General features: G+C 35.6%; 15 protein-coding genes. 9 read left to right on the top strand and 6 right to left on the bottom strand.

Annotated features, from left to right (window positions below):
• Nucleotides 1-6: 6 nt before the first annotated feature.
• From folE to ACWNCI_RS12405, 7 genes are all read left to right on the top strand, one after another.
• Nucleotides 7-672, top strand: coding sequence for a GTP cyclohydrolase I FolE (folE, locus tag ACWNCI_RS12435; RefSeq protein ID WP_449388548.1), 666 nt, complete (start codon nucleotides 7-9; stop codon nucleotides 670-672).
• A 144-nt stretch (nucleotides 673-816) separates the two neighbouring features.
• Entirely contained in the window at nucleotides 817-2,283 is a 1,467-nt protein-coding gene (gene cysS / locus ACWNCI_RS12430) for a cysteine--tRNA ligase (protein WP_449388547.1), read from the top strand.
• A gap of 246 nt (nucleotides 2,284-2,529) precedes the next feature.
• Complete coding sequence (locus tag ACWNCI_RS12425; RefSeq protein WP_449388546.1) at nucleotides 2,530-3,696, top strand: T9SS type A sorting domain-containing protein; 1,167 nt, start codon at nucleotides 2,530-2,532, stop codon at nucleotides 3,694-3,696.
• A gap of 123 nt (nucleotides 3,697-3,819) precedes the next feature.
• Nucleotides 3,820-6,471 carry a 4-alpha-glucanotransferase gene (locus ACWNCI_RS12420; protein ID WP_449388545.1) on the top strand — a complete coding sequence of 884 codons (2,652 nt, stop codon included), beginning with the start codon at nucleotides 3,820-3,822 and terminating at the stop codon, nucleotides 6,469-6,471.
• A gap of 139 nt (nucleotides 6,472-6,610) precedes the next feature.
• Nucleotides 6,611-7,591: a hypothetical protein gene (locus ACWNCI_RS12415; RefSeq protein WP_449388544.1), complete on the top strand. Its 981-nt coding sequence runs from the start codon at nucleotides 6,611-6,613 to the stop codon at nucleotides 7,589-7,591.
• A 173-nt stretch (nucleotides 7,592-7,764) separates the two neighbouring features.
• Nucleotides 7,765-8,217 carry a hypothetical protein gene (locus tag ACWNCI_RS12410; protein WP_449388543.1) on the top strand — a complete coding sequence of 151 codons (453 nt, stop codon included), beginning with the start codon at nucleotides 7,765-7,767 and terminating at the stop codon, nucleotides 8,215-8,217.
• 122 nt (nucleotides 8,218-8,339) lie between these two features.
• Nucleotides 8,340-8,849 carry a ferritin gene (locus ACWNCI_RS12405; RefSeq protein WP_346984010.1) on the top strand — a complete coding sequence of 170 codons (510 nt, stop codon included), beginning with the start codon at nucleotides 8,340-8,342 and terminating at the stop codon, nucleotides 8,847-8,849.
• 62 nt (nucleotides 8,850-8,911) lie between these two features.
• On the opposite strand, the gene ACWNCI_RS12400 is transcribed toward ACWNCI_RS12405, so the two are convergent.
• Nucleotides 8,912-12,052 (bottom strand): UvrD-helicase domain-containing protein, encoded by a 3,141-nt coding sequence (locus ACWNCI_RS12400; protein ID WP_449388542.1) that lies wholly within the window; start codon nucleotides 12,050-12,052, stop codon nucleotides 8,912-8,914.
• A gap of 181 nt (nucleotides 12,053-12,233) precedes the next feature.
• On the opposite strand from ACWNCI_RS12400, the gene ACWNCI_RS12395 reads away from it, so the two are divergent.
• Both ACWNCI_RS12395 and ACWNCI_RS12390 read left to right on the top strand, forming a co-directional pair.
• The gene (locus ACWNCI_RS12395; RefSeq protein WP_449388541.1) at nucleotides 12,234-12,971 is read left to right on the top strand and encodes a hypothetical protein; all 738 of its coding nucleotides are present in this window, start codon (nucleotides 12,234-12,236) and stop codon (nucleotides 12,969-12,971) included.
• A 24-nt stretch (nucleotides 12,972-12,995) separates the two neighbouring features.
• Nucleotides 12,996-13,772: a carboxypeptidase regulatory-like domain-containing protein gene (locus tag ACWNCI_RS12390; protein WP_449388540.1), complete on the top strand. Its 777-nt coding sequence runs from the start codon at nucleotides 12,996-12,998 to the stop codon at nucleotides 13,770-13,772.
• Between the two features lie 16 nt (nucleotides 13,773-13,788).
• On the opposite strand, the gene ACWNCI_RS12385 is transcribed toward ACWNCI_RS12390, so the two are convergent.
• The 5 genes from ACWNCI_RS12385 to ACWNCI_RS12365 all read right to left on the bottom strand — a co-directional run bounded on the left by ACWNCI_RS12385 (nucleotide 13,789) and on the right by ACWNCI_RS12365 (nucleotide 17,078).
• Nucleotides 13,789-14,301: a GNAT family N-acetyltransferase gene (locus ACWNCI_RS12385; protein WP_449388539.1), complete on the bottom strand. Its 513-nt coding sequence runs from the start codon at nucleotides 14,299-14,301 to the stop codon at nucleotides 13,789-13,791.
• Between the two features lie 3 nt (nucleotides 14,302-14,304).
• Nucleotides 14,305-14,526 (bottom strand): PspC family transcriptional regulator, encoded by a 222-nt coding sequence (locus ACWNCI_RS12380; RefSeq protein WP_042721627.1) that lies wholly within the window; start codon nucleotides 14,524-14,526, stop codon nucleotides 14,305-14,307.
• On the bottom strand, nucleotides 14,516-15,793 hold the full coding sequence (locus ACWNCI_RS12375) for a DUF2851 family protein (protein WP_449388538.1): 1,278 nt from the start codon (nucleotides 15,791-15,793) through the stop codon (nucleotides 14,516-14,518). Before ACWNCI_RS12375 ends, ACWNCI_RS12380 begins: the two co-directional genes overlap by 11 nt.
• Nucleotides 15,794-15,991: 198 nt before the next feature.
• On the bottom strand, nucleotides 15,992-16,465 hold the full coding sequence (locus ACWNCI_RS12370; RefSeq protein WP_449388537.1) for a DUF6705 family protein: 474 nt from the start codon (nucleotides 16,463-16,465) through the stop codon (nucleotides 15,992-15,994).
• Nucleotides 16,466-16,514: 49 nt separating this feature from the next.
• Nucleotides 16,515-17,078 carry a DUF6705 family protein gene (locus ACWNCI_RS12365; RefSeq protein WP_449388536.1) on the bottom strand — a complete coding sequence of 188 codons (564 nt, stop codon included), beginning with the start codon at nucleotides 17,076-17,078 and terminating at the stop codon, nucleotides 16,515-16,517.
• Nucleotide 17,079 lies beyond the last annotated feature (1 nt).

The following is a 17,079-nucleotide window of genomic DNA, read 5'->3' as shown; positions in this document are numbered from 1 at the left end:
ATAAAAATGGTTGATTTTACGGACAACGACGATGATATTTTCACGGGAAAAGAACACACGCCAATAAGGGAAAATGCTTTTGATAAATCGCCAGAGGAAAAAATAGAAAAAATCACGAAACTCTTTGGTGAAATCATGGAGACGTTAGGTTTAGACATGACGGATGATTCTTTGAAAGATTCTCCCAGAAGAGTTGCCAAAATGTATGTCAATGAAATTTTCGGAGGTCTTTTACCTGAAAACAAACCCGGAATTTCTACATTTTCAAATAAATACAAATACCGCCAGATGTTGGTGGAAAAAGATATTACAGTATATTCGTTCTGTGAACATCATTTTTTGCCAATTATTGGGAGGGCGCATGTTGCTTATATTTCAAATGGAGAAGTGATCGGTCTTTCGAAAATCAACAGAATTGTCGATTATTATGCAAAAAGGCCGCAGGTTCAGGAAAGACTTACCATGCAGATCGTGGATGCCTTAAAAGAAGCTTTAGGTACAAAAGATGTTGCATGTATTATTGATGCTAAACATCTTTGTGTAAATTGCAGAGGAATAAAAGATACGGCAAGTTCTACCATTACCGCCGAATTGAGCGGAATTTTCAGGACAAATCCCATTACAAGACAGGAATTCCTTCATTATGTGGGAAGCCATGCAAAATTGGATTAAATTAATACAGAGTTTGTTATATGATAAAATTTAAAAAAGTTTCAAATAAAATTTTTATTACAACAATTATTTGTTGTGAAAGATTTGTCTTGAATTAGTTTTAAAAATCACTTATCAATCATTAATTATCATTTATAAAGAATCATGCAATTAAAAATATACAACTCGCTTGCGGGCGAAAAAGAAATATTTAAACCGATTTTAGAAGGAAATGTTGGAATGTATGTCTGTGGACCAACCGTTTACAGTAATGTGCATTTAGGAAATGTAAGAACCTTTCTTTCTTTCGACTTCATTTACAGAAGTTTGATGCATCTTGGCTACAAAGTAAGATACGTAAGAAATATCACCGATGCAGGACACCTTACCGACGATGGAGACGTAAACAACGACCGTTTCGTAAAACAAACGCGATTGGAAAAGCTGGAACCTATGGAAATCGTACAGAAATATACCGTAGATTTTCATAAAGTGCTGGAGATGTTTAATTTATTGCCGCCTAATATCGAGCCGACCGCAACCGGACATATCGTAGAGCAAATTGAATTAACCCAAAAATTAATTGAAAGAGGATTCGCTTACGAAAGCAACGGTTCTGTGTATTTCGATGTGTTGGAATACAATAGGAGAGGCCTGAACTACGGTGAACTATCCAAAAGAAATATTGAAGAGCTGTTCGCCAATACCCGCGATCTGGATGGGCAGGGAGAAAAGAAAAACCCGCAGGATTTTGCATTGTGGAAAAAAGCTTCCCCGGCGCACATCATGAGGTGGAATTCGCCTTGGGGAGAAGGTTTCCCGGGATGGCATCTGGAATGTACTGCCATGAGCACGAAATATTTAGGCGAAACTTTTGATATTCACGGCGGAGGAATGGATCTTAAATTTCCGCACCACGAATGTGAAATCGCACAGGGAAAGGCATGCAATGATGCAGCTCCGGTAAATTACTGGATGCATGCCAATATGCTGACGATGAATTCTCAACGGATGAGCAAGTCTACAGGGAATTATATTTTGCCAATGCAGTTGGTGACTGGTGAAAATGATTTTTTTGAGAAACCTTTCCATCCGTCAATTGTACGTTTCTGCTTTCTGCAGGCGCATTACAGAAGTGTGCTGGATATTTCCAATGATGCGATGCTGGCCAGTGAAAAAGGATTCATCAGATTGATGGAAGCCATTAAAGTTTTAAATAATATTGTTCCTAATGATGAAAAACAATCTGCTTTCAGTCTGGAAGAATGGAAAAATAAAGCTTACGATGCCTTAACAGATGATTTTAATTCGCCGGTTATGATTGCGCATTTATTTGAAGCGGTAAAATATATTTTTGCTTTGAATGATGGTAAAGAAACCATTTCAACGAAAGATTTAGAAGAATTAAAATTCACTTTAAATGCGCTTGTTTTTGATGTTTTAGGACTTCAGACCATTGAAGAAAATAACAATGAAAAACTTGATCAGACTTTGAAGGTTTTAATTGAATTAAGAAACCAGGCAAGAAAATCTAAAAATTTCGAGCTTTCAGACCAGATTCGTGATAAGCTCCTTGCAGAAGGAATTGAGCTGAAGGACGGAAGAGACGGAACGACTTATGTTTTGAACTAGAATTTAAAATATTTATATAAACTCCTGCAATTTTTGCGGGAGTTTTTTTATGCGCAAATGTCATTCTGAAGGAAGCAAAGCGAAATGAAGAATCTCTTATATAATTTGCATGAGATTCTTCCTTCGTCAGAATGACAGAGATTCCTTTTCAAAATTCTTTTTTAACCTCAAAAATTTTTTAAAATTCAATTCAAAAATTACGTAACTTAGTCATAATAAAATGATTAAAAATTAAAATTTATATCTATGAAAAAACATTTACTCCCTTTATTTCTGGTTTTAATCGGTATTAATACATCTGCTCAGCAGGATTTTTTTGCGCTTGTCGGTAAAGATACTCCAAGCATTATTTTCAATGATTTCCGAGCGATTGACGCTGCCAATGGTATTTCCGGAGAAAGAATATTTACATCAGATTCTTCCGCTAAAGTCTTCTCGCAGAACAGAAATGGTTCTGTAACTGAGGATAAAAATACATACAATAACGCTCAGGCAATCAATATGGCAACGTTGGCTTATGAATCTTCCAATAATAATTTGGTATATATGCCGATGTTCTCCTCGAATATTTATGTGTTGAATGCAAAATCCAAGGAAATTACTTTGGTGGAAAACAGCGTAGCAAGAGTTACCTCATGTGATATTAATTCACATTTTACAAGAATGGCAACGGGCTATAACGGTAATATTTACGCAATCAATAATGCTGGAACGCAGTTTTTACAGATCAGCAGAAAAGGAAATCAATATGCAGTCACTGATCTCGGGATCATTATGGATGATGCTTCTAACGGTAAAAATTCCTTCACAAAGATTGAAACAGGTTTTGGTGGCGATATAATTGCTGATGCTGATGGCAATTTTTATGTATTCTCGGCCGCAGGAAATGTATTTAAAATTTCAACGAAAGAATTAAAAGCAAAGTTTGTTGGCAAAATTTCCGGAATTCCGGATAATTATTCGGTCAATGGTTCCGCGGTGAATTCAAAAGGAAAAGTGGTGATCGCAAGCGCAAAAGGCGCGCCTTTATATGAAGTCGATCTGAATACTTTACAGGCAAAACAGCTTCCCGGCGAAGAGAACTTACATATTTATGATTTAGCAAGTAAATATTTCGCTAATGACAGGGCGGCCTCAAACAATATTTTTACAAATCTTGATATTTATCCGACAAGAGTTGATGAAAAATTAATCAACGTAAATGTGAATGATAAAAGCATTAAAGGAAATATTAAACTGAATATTTTCGATATATCAGGGAAAAATGTAATGAGTCAGAATTTATCTGTGAAAGGTGGCGCTTTGAATCAACAGGTTTACCTGAAAAATCTTGTAAGTGGAGCTTATTTGGTAAACATTACCGACGAATCCGGAAAAGTATTGCTTAATAAAAAAATTATCGTGACAGAATAGTCTTTTATTTTAATAAAACAGAAGCCTTTTCAAATAATTTTGAGAAGGCTTTTTTAATGAATATTTGATATTCAATAAGTTTTATTTTTCGATATTATAATGTATTTTTATAAAAAAATGTAAATGAAGCTATATTTTAATGTAGGGTACAGTACAAAAGTTGGAGAAAGACTTCAGTTGGTTATTAGCGAAGAAGATGCTGTATCACAGATTCATCCTATGTTTTATACAGAAAATGATCTTTGGAAATGTGAGGTTGATTACTTTTCAAAAACTATTTCTTACCAATATCAGCTTATAGGTGATAAAGGAGATATCCTGCGTGAAGAATTTGTTCCGCATCGTCTGAATTTTCCTCATAATTATAAAGAATTTATCATTTATGACCATTGGAATAATAAAAATTTTCCTGAAAATTATCTGAATAATAAAATTCTTTATAATAAACTGAACGCATTTAAGCCTGAAAAAATATCAGTTTTAAAAAAACATTCTCATTTATTCAGAATTGAAGCACCAGTCTACAATTCGAATTGGGAAATCGCATTATTCGGGAGTACGTCTTCTCTCGGGAATTGGGATTACGAAAAAGCAATTCACTTATCACAGACAGATTTCGGAGTCTGGGAAGCATCTGTAGAAATTCCTGAAAACGAATTTATTCAGTATAAATATTGTCTTTATGATAAGGAAACCGGAAAGATTGTTGATGTGGAAACCGGAGAGAATCGTTTTGCCTTACCTAATAATTCAAAAGATACTCTGCAGATCGTTTCGGATCATTATTTTAAATTTAAGCTGTATCAGCTTTATCATGATGCTGGTGTTGCCGTTCCTATATTTTCCTTGAGAACTGATGACGGCTTTGGAGTGGGTGAATTTTCTGATCTGAAAAAACTTGCAGACTGGACGAATGAAACCGATCTTGGGATCATTCAGATTCTGCCGATTAATGATACAACGGCAAATTATACATGGACGGATTCTTATCCTTACGCAGCTGTTTCGGTGTATGCACTGCATCCGCAATATATTTCTCTTGAAAATCTTGATTTTCCTTTACCTGAAAATCTTACTTCAGAATACGAAATTGAAAAGTCTGAATTGAATTCTCTTGAGCTGATCGATTATGAAAAAATGATCTCCGGTAAATGGAAATATCTGAAAGCGGTTTTTAATGAAGATAAAGATAAAATCTACAAAGACAGGAACTTCAAAAAGTTTATTAAAGACAATGAATCCTGGCTGATTCCTTACTCCGCATTCTGTGTTTTAAGAGATAAATATAAAACTCCGAATTTTAATGAATGGAAAACGCACAAGAAATACATTCCGGGAAAAATAGCTCCGTTCTTTACTCCAAAAAGTAAAGATTATGATGCTTCTATGCTTCATGCATGGGTGCAGTACCAGCTTCATAAACAGCTGAAAGAGGCGGTTGATTATATGCATGGTTTAGGTGTCTCGATAAAAGGAGATCTGCCAATCGGAATTTACAGATATTCCGTAGAGGCATGGACGGAACCTGAGTTATTCGGAATGGATTTCCAGGCGGGAGCGCCACCTGATCAGTTTACAGAACTTGGTCAAAACTGGGAATTCCCGACCTACAACTGGGAGGCCATGAAAGCCGACGATTATAAGTGGTGGAAAAACAGGTTTAAAGCATTGGAGCAGTATTTTGATGCAATGAGAATCGATCATATTCTCGGCTTTTTCAGGATCTGGAGAATGCCGATTTCTGCGACACAGGGAATTCTTGGCTATTTTTATCCTGCTGTACCTGTGACGCTGGAGGAATTCAATGCTTGGCATATTCCGTTTAATTTTGACAGATATTGCAAGCCGTTTATCAATGATCAGATTTTATGGAAGTATTTTGGAGAAGATACCGACAAGGCTCTTGAATTCATCAACAACAATCACGACGGGACTTATTTATTTAAAGAAGAATTTAATACACAGAGAAAGTTATCTGATTTCTTCAAAAACAATCCGAGGGGTCCTATAGAAAAACAGCTGATTTCACTTTGTGCCAATGTTTTATTTTTAATTGAAGAAAGAAACGGACAGGTAGTTTATCATCCAAGGTTTAATGTGTTTCATACAGATTCTTATCAATATCTTTCAGATTGGGAAAAGAAAGCGATCTACGATTTATATCAGGATTATTTCTTTAAAAGACAGGATGGCTTGTGGTACGAAAAGGCTATGGAGAAACTTCCTGTCATACTCAATGCAACAAAAATGTTGATTTGTGGTGAAGATCTGGGACTTGTTCCTGCTTGCGTTCCTGCTGTGATGGATGAGTTGGCGATCGTTGCTTTAAAAGTTCAGAGAATGCCGTCGGAGAATATTCCTTTTTATAATCCTAAAAATGCCGGTTATCTGAATGTTGTGACAGCTTCTTCTCATGACAGCTCAACGCTGAGACAGTGGTGGAAAGAAAATCCTGCTCTTACTCAGGAATATTTTAATCTTCAGCTGATCCAGTTTGGCCAGGCGCCTGCAGATCTTGATCCACATCTGGCTGAGATCATTATGAAGCAGCATTTGTATAATGATGCTATGCTGGCTATTTTCCCGATACAGGAGTTTTTGGCTACTGATAAAGAGCTTGCGAATGCAGAAATGGATAATGAAAGAATCAATAATCCTGCTGTTTTTCCGCATTACTGGAGGTATCGTATGCATCTTAAGCTTGAAGATCTCAAACACAGAAAAGACTTTAATGAAAAAATATCCAATTGGGTGAAAGATAGCGGAAGATTGTAAATTTAACATTTGATTATCAATTGATTAATATTAAATTAAAAAGAAGTTTTATCGTGAGATTTAACTTCTTTTTTTCATTTATATCAAAAAGGTAGAATAAGAAATTCGACTATATATTAACCAATTAACAACTATAAAAATGAAAAAAATATTGATCGGTTTTGCTTTGAGCCTTGGGTTTTTTTCCTTTGCTCAGCAGTATCCAAACAACGGTTGGGAGGATGACGGATATTATCAGAATGATGGAGGATATTACAGCGACGAAGATGATCAGAACTATTTCCCTGATGATTATTATTACAACTATCCACAGGACTATTACCCACAGAATTATTACCAGAGCAATTACAACGATTACCGAAACAGTATCGTGAATATCAACTGGAATGTTTTCTTTACCCAAAACAGATTGAGCCCATGGCAGGTTGATCAGATTATCAGATTAAACAATCTGTATGTGAGTTTTTCATCATGGAATAGATTCTACAGATACAATCCGGACAGATGGTACTACGACAGATTCTACGCTTTACAGAGAATCATGGGACCGAGAGTATTTGTTGTCTTCCAGAACAATTATTACAGAGGATATAGTCCGGTAGTTTATTTCCAAAACTACAGAAGAACACATTATGCTGCTATCTGTAGACCTATGCCGAGATACAGAAATGTAAACATCAATATCTACAGGGTCGATAGAGTGAAATTCAGAAGAATGGATAACCCGACCTTCAATATCGTTAGGTCCGACAGACCGAACAACGGTTTCAGAGGTCCGGTAAGAGATGGAAACAACGGAGGCTTCCGTGGCCAGGCAGATAAAAGAAATAATGACAATTCCGGTTTCAGAAGTGATAACAATGCGCCCAAAAATAATGGAGGTTTCAGAGGGAATGATAACGCAGGAGTTAGAAATAATGGAGGATTCCGAAATGAAAGAGCTGAAAATAATGGAAACCGCGGCGGATTCAGAGGCGGAGAGGTAAAAAGAGAAGAAGCTCCGAAAAGAGAAAACAACGGAGGTTTCAGAAGAAATGAAAGTCCGGCACCGAGACAGGAGAATAATGGGGGTGAAAGAAAAAGTAATGGTGGTTTCAGAAACGGATTTGCAAAGAATTAATTTTCATATATTATATTTAAGTGGTGTGAAGAGCGGGTTTTTATAATCTGCTCTTTTTTTTTAATTATTGCATTGGTATTTAATTTTAACAAAATTTATGAATTTTATCGTTTAACTTTTGTTTTAACTAATAATCAAAAAGATATAAAAGAAATAATTAAAGATTTTAGAATATGAAAAAATTAGTATTAGCGATAGCATTTATCGGATTCGGAGGTTTAGCAATGGCTCAACAAACTACTCCACAGGACAAACAGGCGAAGAGAGCAGAAATGCAGCAGAAGTTTCAGCAAAGAGAGCAGGAGCATCTGGCAAAAATGCAGAAGGATTTAAATTTAAACCAGGCTCAGGTTGATAAAATCAAGGCGCTACAGGATAAAAGAAAAGAGGATATGAAGGCCGAGTTTGAAAAAAACAAAGGTGAAAGACAGGCTAGAATGGAGCAGATGAAAGCTAAAAGAGCGCAGATGGATGCTGAAATGAAACAGATCTTAACGCCTCAGCAATATGATAAATGGCAGGCTGACAGAAAAGCTGAAATGGAGAAGAGAAAAGTAGCAATGAAAGAAAGAGGAGCTAAAATGCACAGGCCAATGAATACGGTGGCTCCGGATGCAACAAAGTAGTTTATAATTTTGATTTTTTAATGTGTTAGAGGACGGAAAAAATCCGTCCTTTTTACTAATTTTTATTAAAACTTTTGATTTCGGGGTTTTATTCCCTAATTTTGACTGTAAATTTATTTCTTATGATTAGCGAGAAAATTGCGAAATTACTTAACGAACAAATAGCTCACGAACAATACGCTGCTCAATATTACCTGTCAATGTCTGCATGGTTTTCCGGAAAAGACCTGGACGGTATTGCCAACTATTTCAGAGTGCAGAGCAAAGAAGAATTAATGCACGCCGACAAAATGTTTGATTATCTTAATGACGTAGGGGGAGAGATTATCATTGGTGAAATACCAAAGCCACCCCACGAATTTCTGGGGGCTATCGATATTTTTGAAAGAGCATTGGAACACGAAAGGAAAGTGACAAAAAGTATTTTCAATATCGTGAAAAATGCTAATGATGAAGGAGATTTTGCGACTACTTCTTTTCTTCAATGGTTCATCAACGAGCAGGTAGAGGAAGAAGCAAATGCTTCCCAACTGGTTACAAAAATTAAAATGGTAAGTGACAACCCGTCAGCTCTGTATCTTTTTGATCAGGAGCTTGCACAGAGAGTTTTCAATCCGAATACAACGGCTTAATCTGGCCATCATACAATAATAAAGCTTCGGCGGCACCTTTGGTGCCGCCGAAGCTTTATTATTTACAGGTAAATAAGCTGTGTCTTCAGAACTTTTTTGCCAAGAGATTCCAGAATGTTCCGGTAATTCTCGATCTGGCGTTCATTTTTAACAGACTCTTCTCCTGTTTTAAAATCGACAATCATGTAGCCTTCATCGCTTTTTAAAATACGGTCCGGCCTGTACACTCTGCTTTCTCCATTTTCAGTGATCATGATATCTTTTTCATTAATCACTTTCCATCCCTCATCAAAAAATTCAGCGTGGGTTTCCAGTATTTTTTCGAGCTCAAGTTGTATTGTCTGGCTTTCTTCAATGGTGATCTGCCCTTCAAGAATATAGCACTCTACAACCTTAGAAATATCTTTTGCCGTATTGATCTGTGACAAAAGTTCATGTACAAAAACACCGATTCTCACCTTTTCATTTCTTACCTGATAATTTTTAGATGGGGTGGCAATCTTTATTGAAGTAGTATTCTCGCTGATATTTTTCAGGACACGGATATCTTTGGTTTTAAAAGATGAGGTTTTCTCTTTTGAATATTTCTTTAATAGTTCAGGATTTACCTCATACAGATCAAACTCATCAAGATTCTCAGTGTTTTTCGATTGGAGAAATTCTAAAAGCTCAAGATTGTTGGAGGTTTTATTGGCCTTTTGAATATAGAAAAACAACTGCTCAACAGGCCGGGTAGTGGCAACATATTGCAGGCATAGCCGGTCAACAAAATTTTTGTAGGAATTTTGTTTATTAAATTTTTCAATCTCCTCATCGTAAACCTCCAGATTTTTATTGAATTGATTGATGTTAACGGATTTCAGAGGAGTGTCATTCGAAGTTTCAAACCAGTTGCTAAATTCGGCATCACGGTTTTTATTCATCATCGGAATAAAAACAATAGGGAACTCAAGACCTTTTGCTTTATGAATCGTCATGATCTGTACCGCATCAATATTTTCGGAAGCCTGAATGGTGTATGAAGAAGCCTCTTCATCCCAATACTTTAAAAATTCTTTTGTACTTGCACCTGCATTTTGGGTAAAGTTGAAAAGCATTTCAAGAAAATTCAGCAAAAAGTCTGTTTCTTTATTTTCAACCGAAAATTCATTGATATAGTATTCTACAAAATTATATAAGTTGAACCTCGGAAAATGATCTTGTTTAAGGCTTAAAGAATATTTACTTTGTATGAATAGCAAAATTTCCTCATGAGAATTGATATCAAGGATTTCTTTCATCTCCAATGTGAAATCTGCCATGCGGATTCTTCCCAGCTGATTCAGATAATACATCATCATAATCAGATTGGTTTTGCTTTTGGGATTAACTTCCCATTTCAGGAATTCAATGACAGCCTTTAGTGTGTTTGAAAGTTCCAGGGTAAGTCCTTTGTCAGAGATCGTTTTAATATTGGTTTCTTCACCTTTGTAAATTACTTTTAGATTTCCCAGTTTCTGGGAATAGCTGAAAATATCGAAATTCCCCCGGCAAAGAATGGTAATATCAGAAAATTTAAAACCATTATCCAGACTTTCCTGAATATCTTTCCGCATTCTTTCGGAAGTGTCATTGTAAAAATCATCGTTGGTAAGGTTTTCAATTAGATTGACTTTCACCCGTCCTTCCATCGAAGATTTTGGGTTTTGCTCGGCGTCGGTTCCGAAAATATTTTTGTGCTCTTCTTCCAGAATTTCAGAGTGAAATCTGTACAGGTCATTATTAAAATGGACGATATTTCTAGCACTGCGCCAGTTGTCTTTTAAAACCAAAAGTTCGGCTTCCTTCGGAGTAACTTCTTTTTTGTTGATAATGTCAAGCATCAGCTTACTTTCCCCACCGCGGAAACGATAAATACTTTGTTTTGGATCACCTACCAAAGTGAATGAAGTGTTTTCAGTTGAAATCGAATGATCTCTCAGCGGAAGGAAATTCTGCCACTGCAGTTCGGAAGTATCCTGAAATTCATCAAAGAAATAATGCTGAAACTGAGATCCTACCTTCTCATAAATGAAAGCAGAAGGCTCGTTTTTTAAATTTTCATTGATAAGAATATTGAATTTTGACAGGAGAACAAGATCATTTTCTTCCTCTATCTTTTTCAGCTCATCCTGAATGTCTTTATTGACTTTCAGGGGCAAAAGCGCAGAAAGAATTTTCTCTTTTTTCTGCGTTTCGATGTAAAGAAGAATCAGCTGCATTCTATTGTCCAGCAACTGATCAAGAATTTCCAGAATGTCGTTTTCCTTATGTTTTGATTTTGCAGAAGATCCTTTTCGGTAATTGTTAACTACCGATTCTTCCGCTGTGGTCGGAAAAGGAAAACCCGAGCGTTTTTGCTGGTAAAAGTCTAAAACCTTCGTGAAAAATCCGCCGATTCCGTTTTTTCCCTGCGCAAAATCTTCAATCTCAATATTTCTTGATCTGAATAATTCAATTGATTTTTCGGCGAGTTCAACAGCCTGTTTTTTATGTAATACGATCTCTTTGCGGAGTGTATTTTTAATGTTTTCATAATTCGTGCTGTCGAAATCTTTATTGTTTTTCAGATGTTCGTAGTGAATATCTTTCACAAATTCCTTCGCAGAATCGTACAGGTTTTTATTTAAATTGATTCTCTCATTGTTTTCAAGGCTGTAATCTACATAATCCATGAAAGACTCGGAAATCACTTCGTTTTCCCCGATCTGATCAAGCATTTTGTCAACAGCTTCTATCAGGAAAGGTTCGGCTTCAATTTCGAGATTGAAGTTTTTAGCTAATCCTAATTCATATGAGAAACTTCTTACCAACCGTGAATTGAAACGGTCAATCGTTCCGATATTCAGGGTAGAATAATTATGAAGAACATAATCCAGCAGCTTTTTGGCGCGTATATGGAGCTCATCGATAGTAATTTTTAAACCTTCCTGCTCAAATGCTTTCTGAATATTCTTAAGGTCTCCGTTTTCAGCAAAGTCTTCCGAAGAAAAATTTCCCAGCCACGTCAGGATTCTTTCCTTCATTTCATTGGCGGCTTTGTTGGTAAAAGTCAATGCCAGAATATTCCTGATCGACTGTTGTTGATTGGGATAGCGGAGACAGATCATCAAAAGCCGCTGCACCAGGGCATATGTTTTCCCTGAGCCGGCTGAAGCATTGATAACTGTGTAAGAATTTTGCATTTTGAGAGGAATTCAATTTGCAAGTTAATTAATTTTTAAATGAAATTTTAACAATTATGGATCAGGATTTAACAGTTTTAGAAAGAAAAATCTAAAAGAAATCCTAAAACGAGTTAAGTGTGGTTAAACTTGCCGTACTATTTAAAAATAATTTTAGTTTTGCTCTAACAAAAAACTGTCCGTGAAAATTAAACTATTCTTTCTCTTATTTACTATTTTTTTTATTAATGCTCAGGCTCAGGATTACATTTTCGGAAAAGTAACTTCTGAGGATAGTGCCGAAATTTCTGGCGTTACGATCATCAATATCAGAACTGACGAACGGGTTCTTACCAACCGCGACGGCCATTTTATGATTTCGGGAAGAAGCGGAGACGAGCTTCGTTTCATAAAAAACGGTTACGAGCGGGCATACAGGAAAATTACCAAAGAAAATATCAGTGAATCCATCAATGTAAGTCTCATCAGATCTGCCGAACTGATCGCTGAGGTTGAAATAAAAAAAGAAATTACAGGAGATATTAAAATAGATTCCAAGAACCTGAATCCACCGAGAAAAGTGCAGAAGCTGAAGAGTGATTTGGCTATTTACATGTCCAGAAAATCTGATCCTTCTGTTCTGGCGCCAAGGCCTGGTGAGTTTGTGCAGCCGGTCACGAAAGGCATATTCTCGCTCGGAAAAATTAAAAACAAATGGGATGATGTTGACCTGCTGAATTATCTTCAGAATGCTCTTGGAAATGAATTTTTTCAAGAACTTAAAATCGATAAATCTCAGATACAACACTTTATTCTTTATATTCTGAGGACTGGCTTTGAAAGAAAAAATATTCTGAAATACGGATATGTTACCGAAGCAGATATGAACAGATTCAAAAATGCTGTCCTGAATAGAATTGCTGCCTATAAAACTCCTTAAATTTGTAAGTGTAATTTAAAAGTGATGAGAGTAAAACTTTTAATTTTTCTTTTATTTCCGTTTTTAAATATATTTTCACAAGAAACTGTGAAGGGAATTGTTACCGATGAAGACGGAGTTTTACTCCCGGCCGTTACGGTTATGAATGTATCCTCGGAAAAGAAAGCTTACACTTCTTCTGACGGAACTTTTTCCATAGAAGCTGCACCGGAAGATGAGCTGCGTTTTGTACGTCAGGGTTTCGAAAGATCTTCTATAAAGGCAAAATATCTTGTAAATAATAATTTGAATATTAAACTAATAAGGGTAGCGCAGCCTATCGAGGAGGTAGAAGTTGCCAAAATTACAGGTGATATTGCCAAAGATTCCCGTGCGGTAGCAAAAATAGATAAGGGTAAAATTGTCGAGGATGCAGTAGGACTTCCGGAACCGAAAGGAAAAATGCGTGAGGAGCCGGCTACCGTAAAACAAGTTCTGTTTCCCATCCTTTTAGGAAACCTGAATGTTCAGGGATTGTATGATCTTGTCAGCGGGGATGCAAGAAGAATGAAACGTCAGTACAGATACGACGATCTCCAGGAAGATATTTCGTGGATCCGGGACAGAGTAGAGGATGATTACTTTGTGAAAGAAGGAATTCCGAAGGAAAGAATTTCAGAATTCATCGAGTTTTCGTTCCTGAATAAACCTCAGACAAGAACTTTTGTAAGGGCTAAAAACTTAACGGGTGCTTTGTCAAGAATGGAAGAATCTTTTGTTGTTTTCGTTAAAAGATTAAAAGAAAGCTCAAATGGAAAATGATTTCTTCAACAGCAATTTAATGATATACGATATCATAAATCTCGTCCTTAATTTCTTTTAAATTTTCCGGAGTATAATTAGAAAGCAGCCACAGATCCATTGGTTTTTTACCTTTTCCGTAACTTGGCTGTACATACATTTCATCGATCAGGCGAAAACCGTTTCTCTGATAAAAAGAGTAGCGCCTTGCGGCATCTTCTCCGGTATGTTCAGGTTCTATTTCTAAGATAATTCTCGGGTAATTTTCAAAAAGATACTTGGTAATATGTGATCCCAGCTTTTGGCTTCGGAATTTTTCAAAAACTTCAAAATGCTCTACAAAAGTATAGCTGCTGAGCTCCCACAGAATGAGGTAACCGATATTCTCAGATTCATGCAGCACGGAAAGTATTTTCACTTTTGGATGTGAAAATAATGTGGAAAGTTTATCCCAATCTCTTCTTTCATCTTTAGGAAAGGTAGAGCAGTAAGCATCGTAAATTTCCTGAACTCTGTAGTCTTCAGAAGATGTAATCTGTAAAAATTCCATAGTTTAAAGATCAAAAACATTAGGTCTTCTGGTGATGAAAATATCTTTCACCCACAGTGTGAATGCCATTCCGAGATAAATTAAAAAGAAAAAACCTGCCGTAGCAAAAGTAGAGTAAATAAAGAAAACTCTGAGCTTGGATACCGGAATACCCAATTTTGCGCCGGTTCTGGTAAGAACACCGAACCATTCTCTTTCCATTTTGTGACGGATGTTATCTAGCATTTTTAGATTCTTTTAAAAGTTTAAATCCAATACCGCAATGTAAGCAATTTTTTTGTAAGCAAAAATGATTGAAATGATAAATGAAACTCTGGCTTTCAAGAGATGTATTCACCGGTGCTTTCAGGGTTTTCCAGCTTTCGACTATCGAATTTTTTTCTGCAGGCAAATTATTATACAAAGCAATAAGATCTTCAGTAATTTCTTCGCTGTGGTATTTGTGATAAGTATATTTCAATGGCAAAACGGTATTCAATATTACAAGCTCAATAAAATCTCTGCTTACAGCTTTCGGCTGATCTACACTTGAAATTTTCCCGAAGTTGAAATGGTTGTTCCAATAATCGGAAGCTTTTATATTTTTAAATAAATCGAATAATTCTTCAGTTGATTTAACATGGATAATCCTGGAAAATAAATTTTGTTGCTGATGGTACAGATCTGCAAGTTGGGCCAGGCGAATGGTCGGAAAATTGGGAGGTCGCAGTCTTAGAAATTTAGGAAAGAGTTTCAAATCAGGGATGTTGAATTTTGCTTTCAGGAAATCAAACTCTCTTTTCCAGATTTTCATAAATTCATCCTTTGGATCTTCCAGCCATCCTGAAGCTCCAAATAATAATGCTTCCAGCTGTGTTTTGTTCTGGCGGATTTTGAGAATAATACTAAAGTCAATGCTTTCTGCAATTTGTCTGAAAATATCAGCATTTACTTTCAGCCCAAAAGAATAGGCTAAACTGTGGAATAATACCGCTTCAAAATTATTTTTAAATTTTTCGAGACTTTTCTCCAGTTCGGCAGATTTTTCATTAAGTTTTTTAAGAATATTTTCTTCATGAAAATGTAACGGAATTTTATCAGTATTAAAGATATTCTCGCAGGCAATGAACTGGTTTCCGCTCGACAGTTTTTCGTATTTCCAGAGAATATTCTGGTTGATGTAGCTTTTAAGCTCAAGAGTCGGAATATTTTTATTCTTTAGTTCATCTATTTCCATATCGTTGTGGTAAACGACGTGCAGAATAATGTTCTGATAATTGGGATCGTGAGAATGGTTATGAAAAATCCAGTCGGAAGCTTTTACATGCAGCTCTATATGACCGGCTAAAATGATGTTGTTAACTTTTATTTTTGCCGTTAAAAAATCCGGGCCGGAATCGGTATTCCATTTTCCAAAATCTAAAATTTCAACGAGATTTCCTTCAATATCCCTGAAGTCAAAATGCGTGAAAACCTTATAGTTCCAAAGGTATTGGAGTAATTTTTCTGTCATGAGTGTTTTTTTTTGTGTTGGGCTAATTTAGGGAATTGCTGTTACTTTTCATGATTTTGTTTCACGAATTAAGAGGCTGTATTTGGCAGCCTCTTTTGATTTTTAGTAAAGATTAAAGGATTCTCCGTTATAGGAAGGTAGATCTTCAAATCAGGATTTCCGGGGCATTGTCCGGGAAGAATGACTCTGTCATTAGGTTCATACAGCCAGGAAATTTGAGTAGCATTTTATCTTTTTTAATAAAATAGTACCACATCCAACCCTACAGTTTGTCCCTTCATAACTTAAGAGAACAGTACTGTCGTAAGATCTTATTCTAAAACTGGAAATACGATTAGTTTGTAAATTATTATTTTGGGTATCTTGTAAAGTTGTGCCAGAAGAATTTTTTACTATATATTTTATTATTAAAACGTCTCGGTAAAAAACTTTATTTGGACGTTTTTCTAATTTATTATTGACTTTTGTTATATATAATATAATTTCTTTACCATTATAGTTTGCCTTGTAAACTCCTATATAAGGATCTAATTCATTATTTAGATCTTTTAAATAAGAATTATTTGCAATATCATCATAATCGGTATTCAATGGATATTGTTGTGCTTTACAACACAAAAAATTGCTCATCAAAACGATTGAAAGAAATGTTTTAAAAATTGTATTTTTCATGATTTTGTGTCACGAATTAAGAGGCTGTATTTGGCAGCCTCTTTTGATTTTATTGTTTCGTAAAGATTAAAGGATTCTCCGTTATGGGAAGGTAGATCTTCAAATCAGGATTTCCGGGGCATTGTCCGGGAAGAATGACTCTGTCATTAGGCTCATACAACCAGGAAATCTGGGTAGCATTTATCTTTTTTAATAAAATAGTACCCCATCCAACCCTACAGTTTGTCCCTTCATAAGCTAAGAGAACAGTGCTGTCGTAAGATCTTATTCTAAAACTGGAAATACGATTAGTTTGTAAATTATTATTTTGGGTATCTTGCAGAACAGTTCCTGAAGAGTTTTTAACTATATATTTCATAACCAAAGCATCCAAATAATAATTTTTCTTAAAACTCTCTTCCAGTTTATTCTCAATTTTATTAATATATAAAGTAATCTCTTGTCCTTGATTATTAGCTTTATAAATTCCAACATAAGGATCTAATTCATGATTTAAGTCCTTAACATATGCATTAGGAGGAATATCATCCAAAAAAGTACTTAAAGGAAGTATCTGCTGTGCCTTACAAGAGATGGTCAGCAACATAATTGATATTAAAATTATATTTTTCATA

The sequence above is a fragment of the Chryseobacterium lineare genome (genome assembly GCF_977014045.1).
The sequence above is the reverse complement of the archived record's forward strand: the minus strand, read 5'-3'. Positions and strand labels throughout refer to the sequence as shown.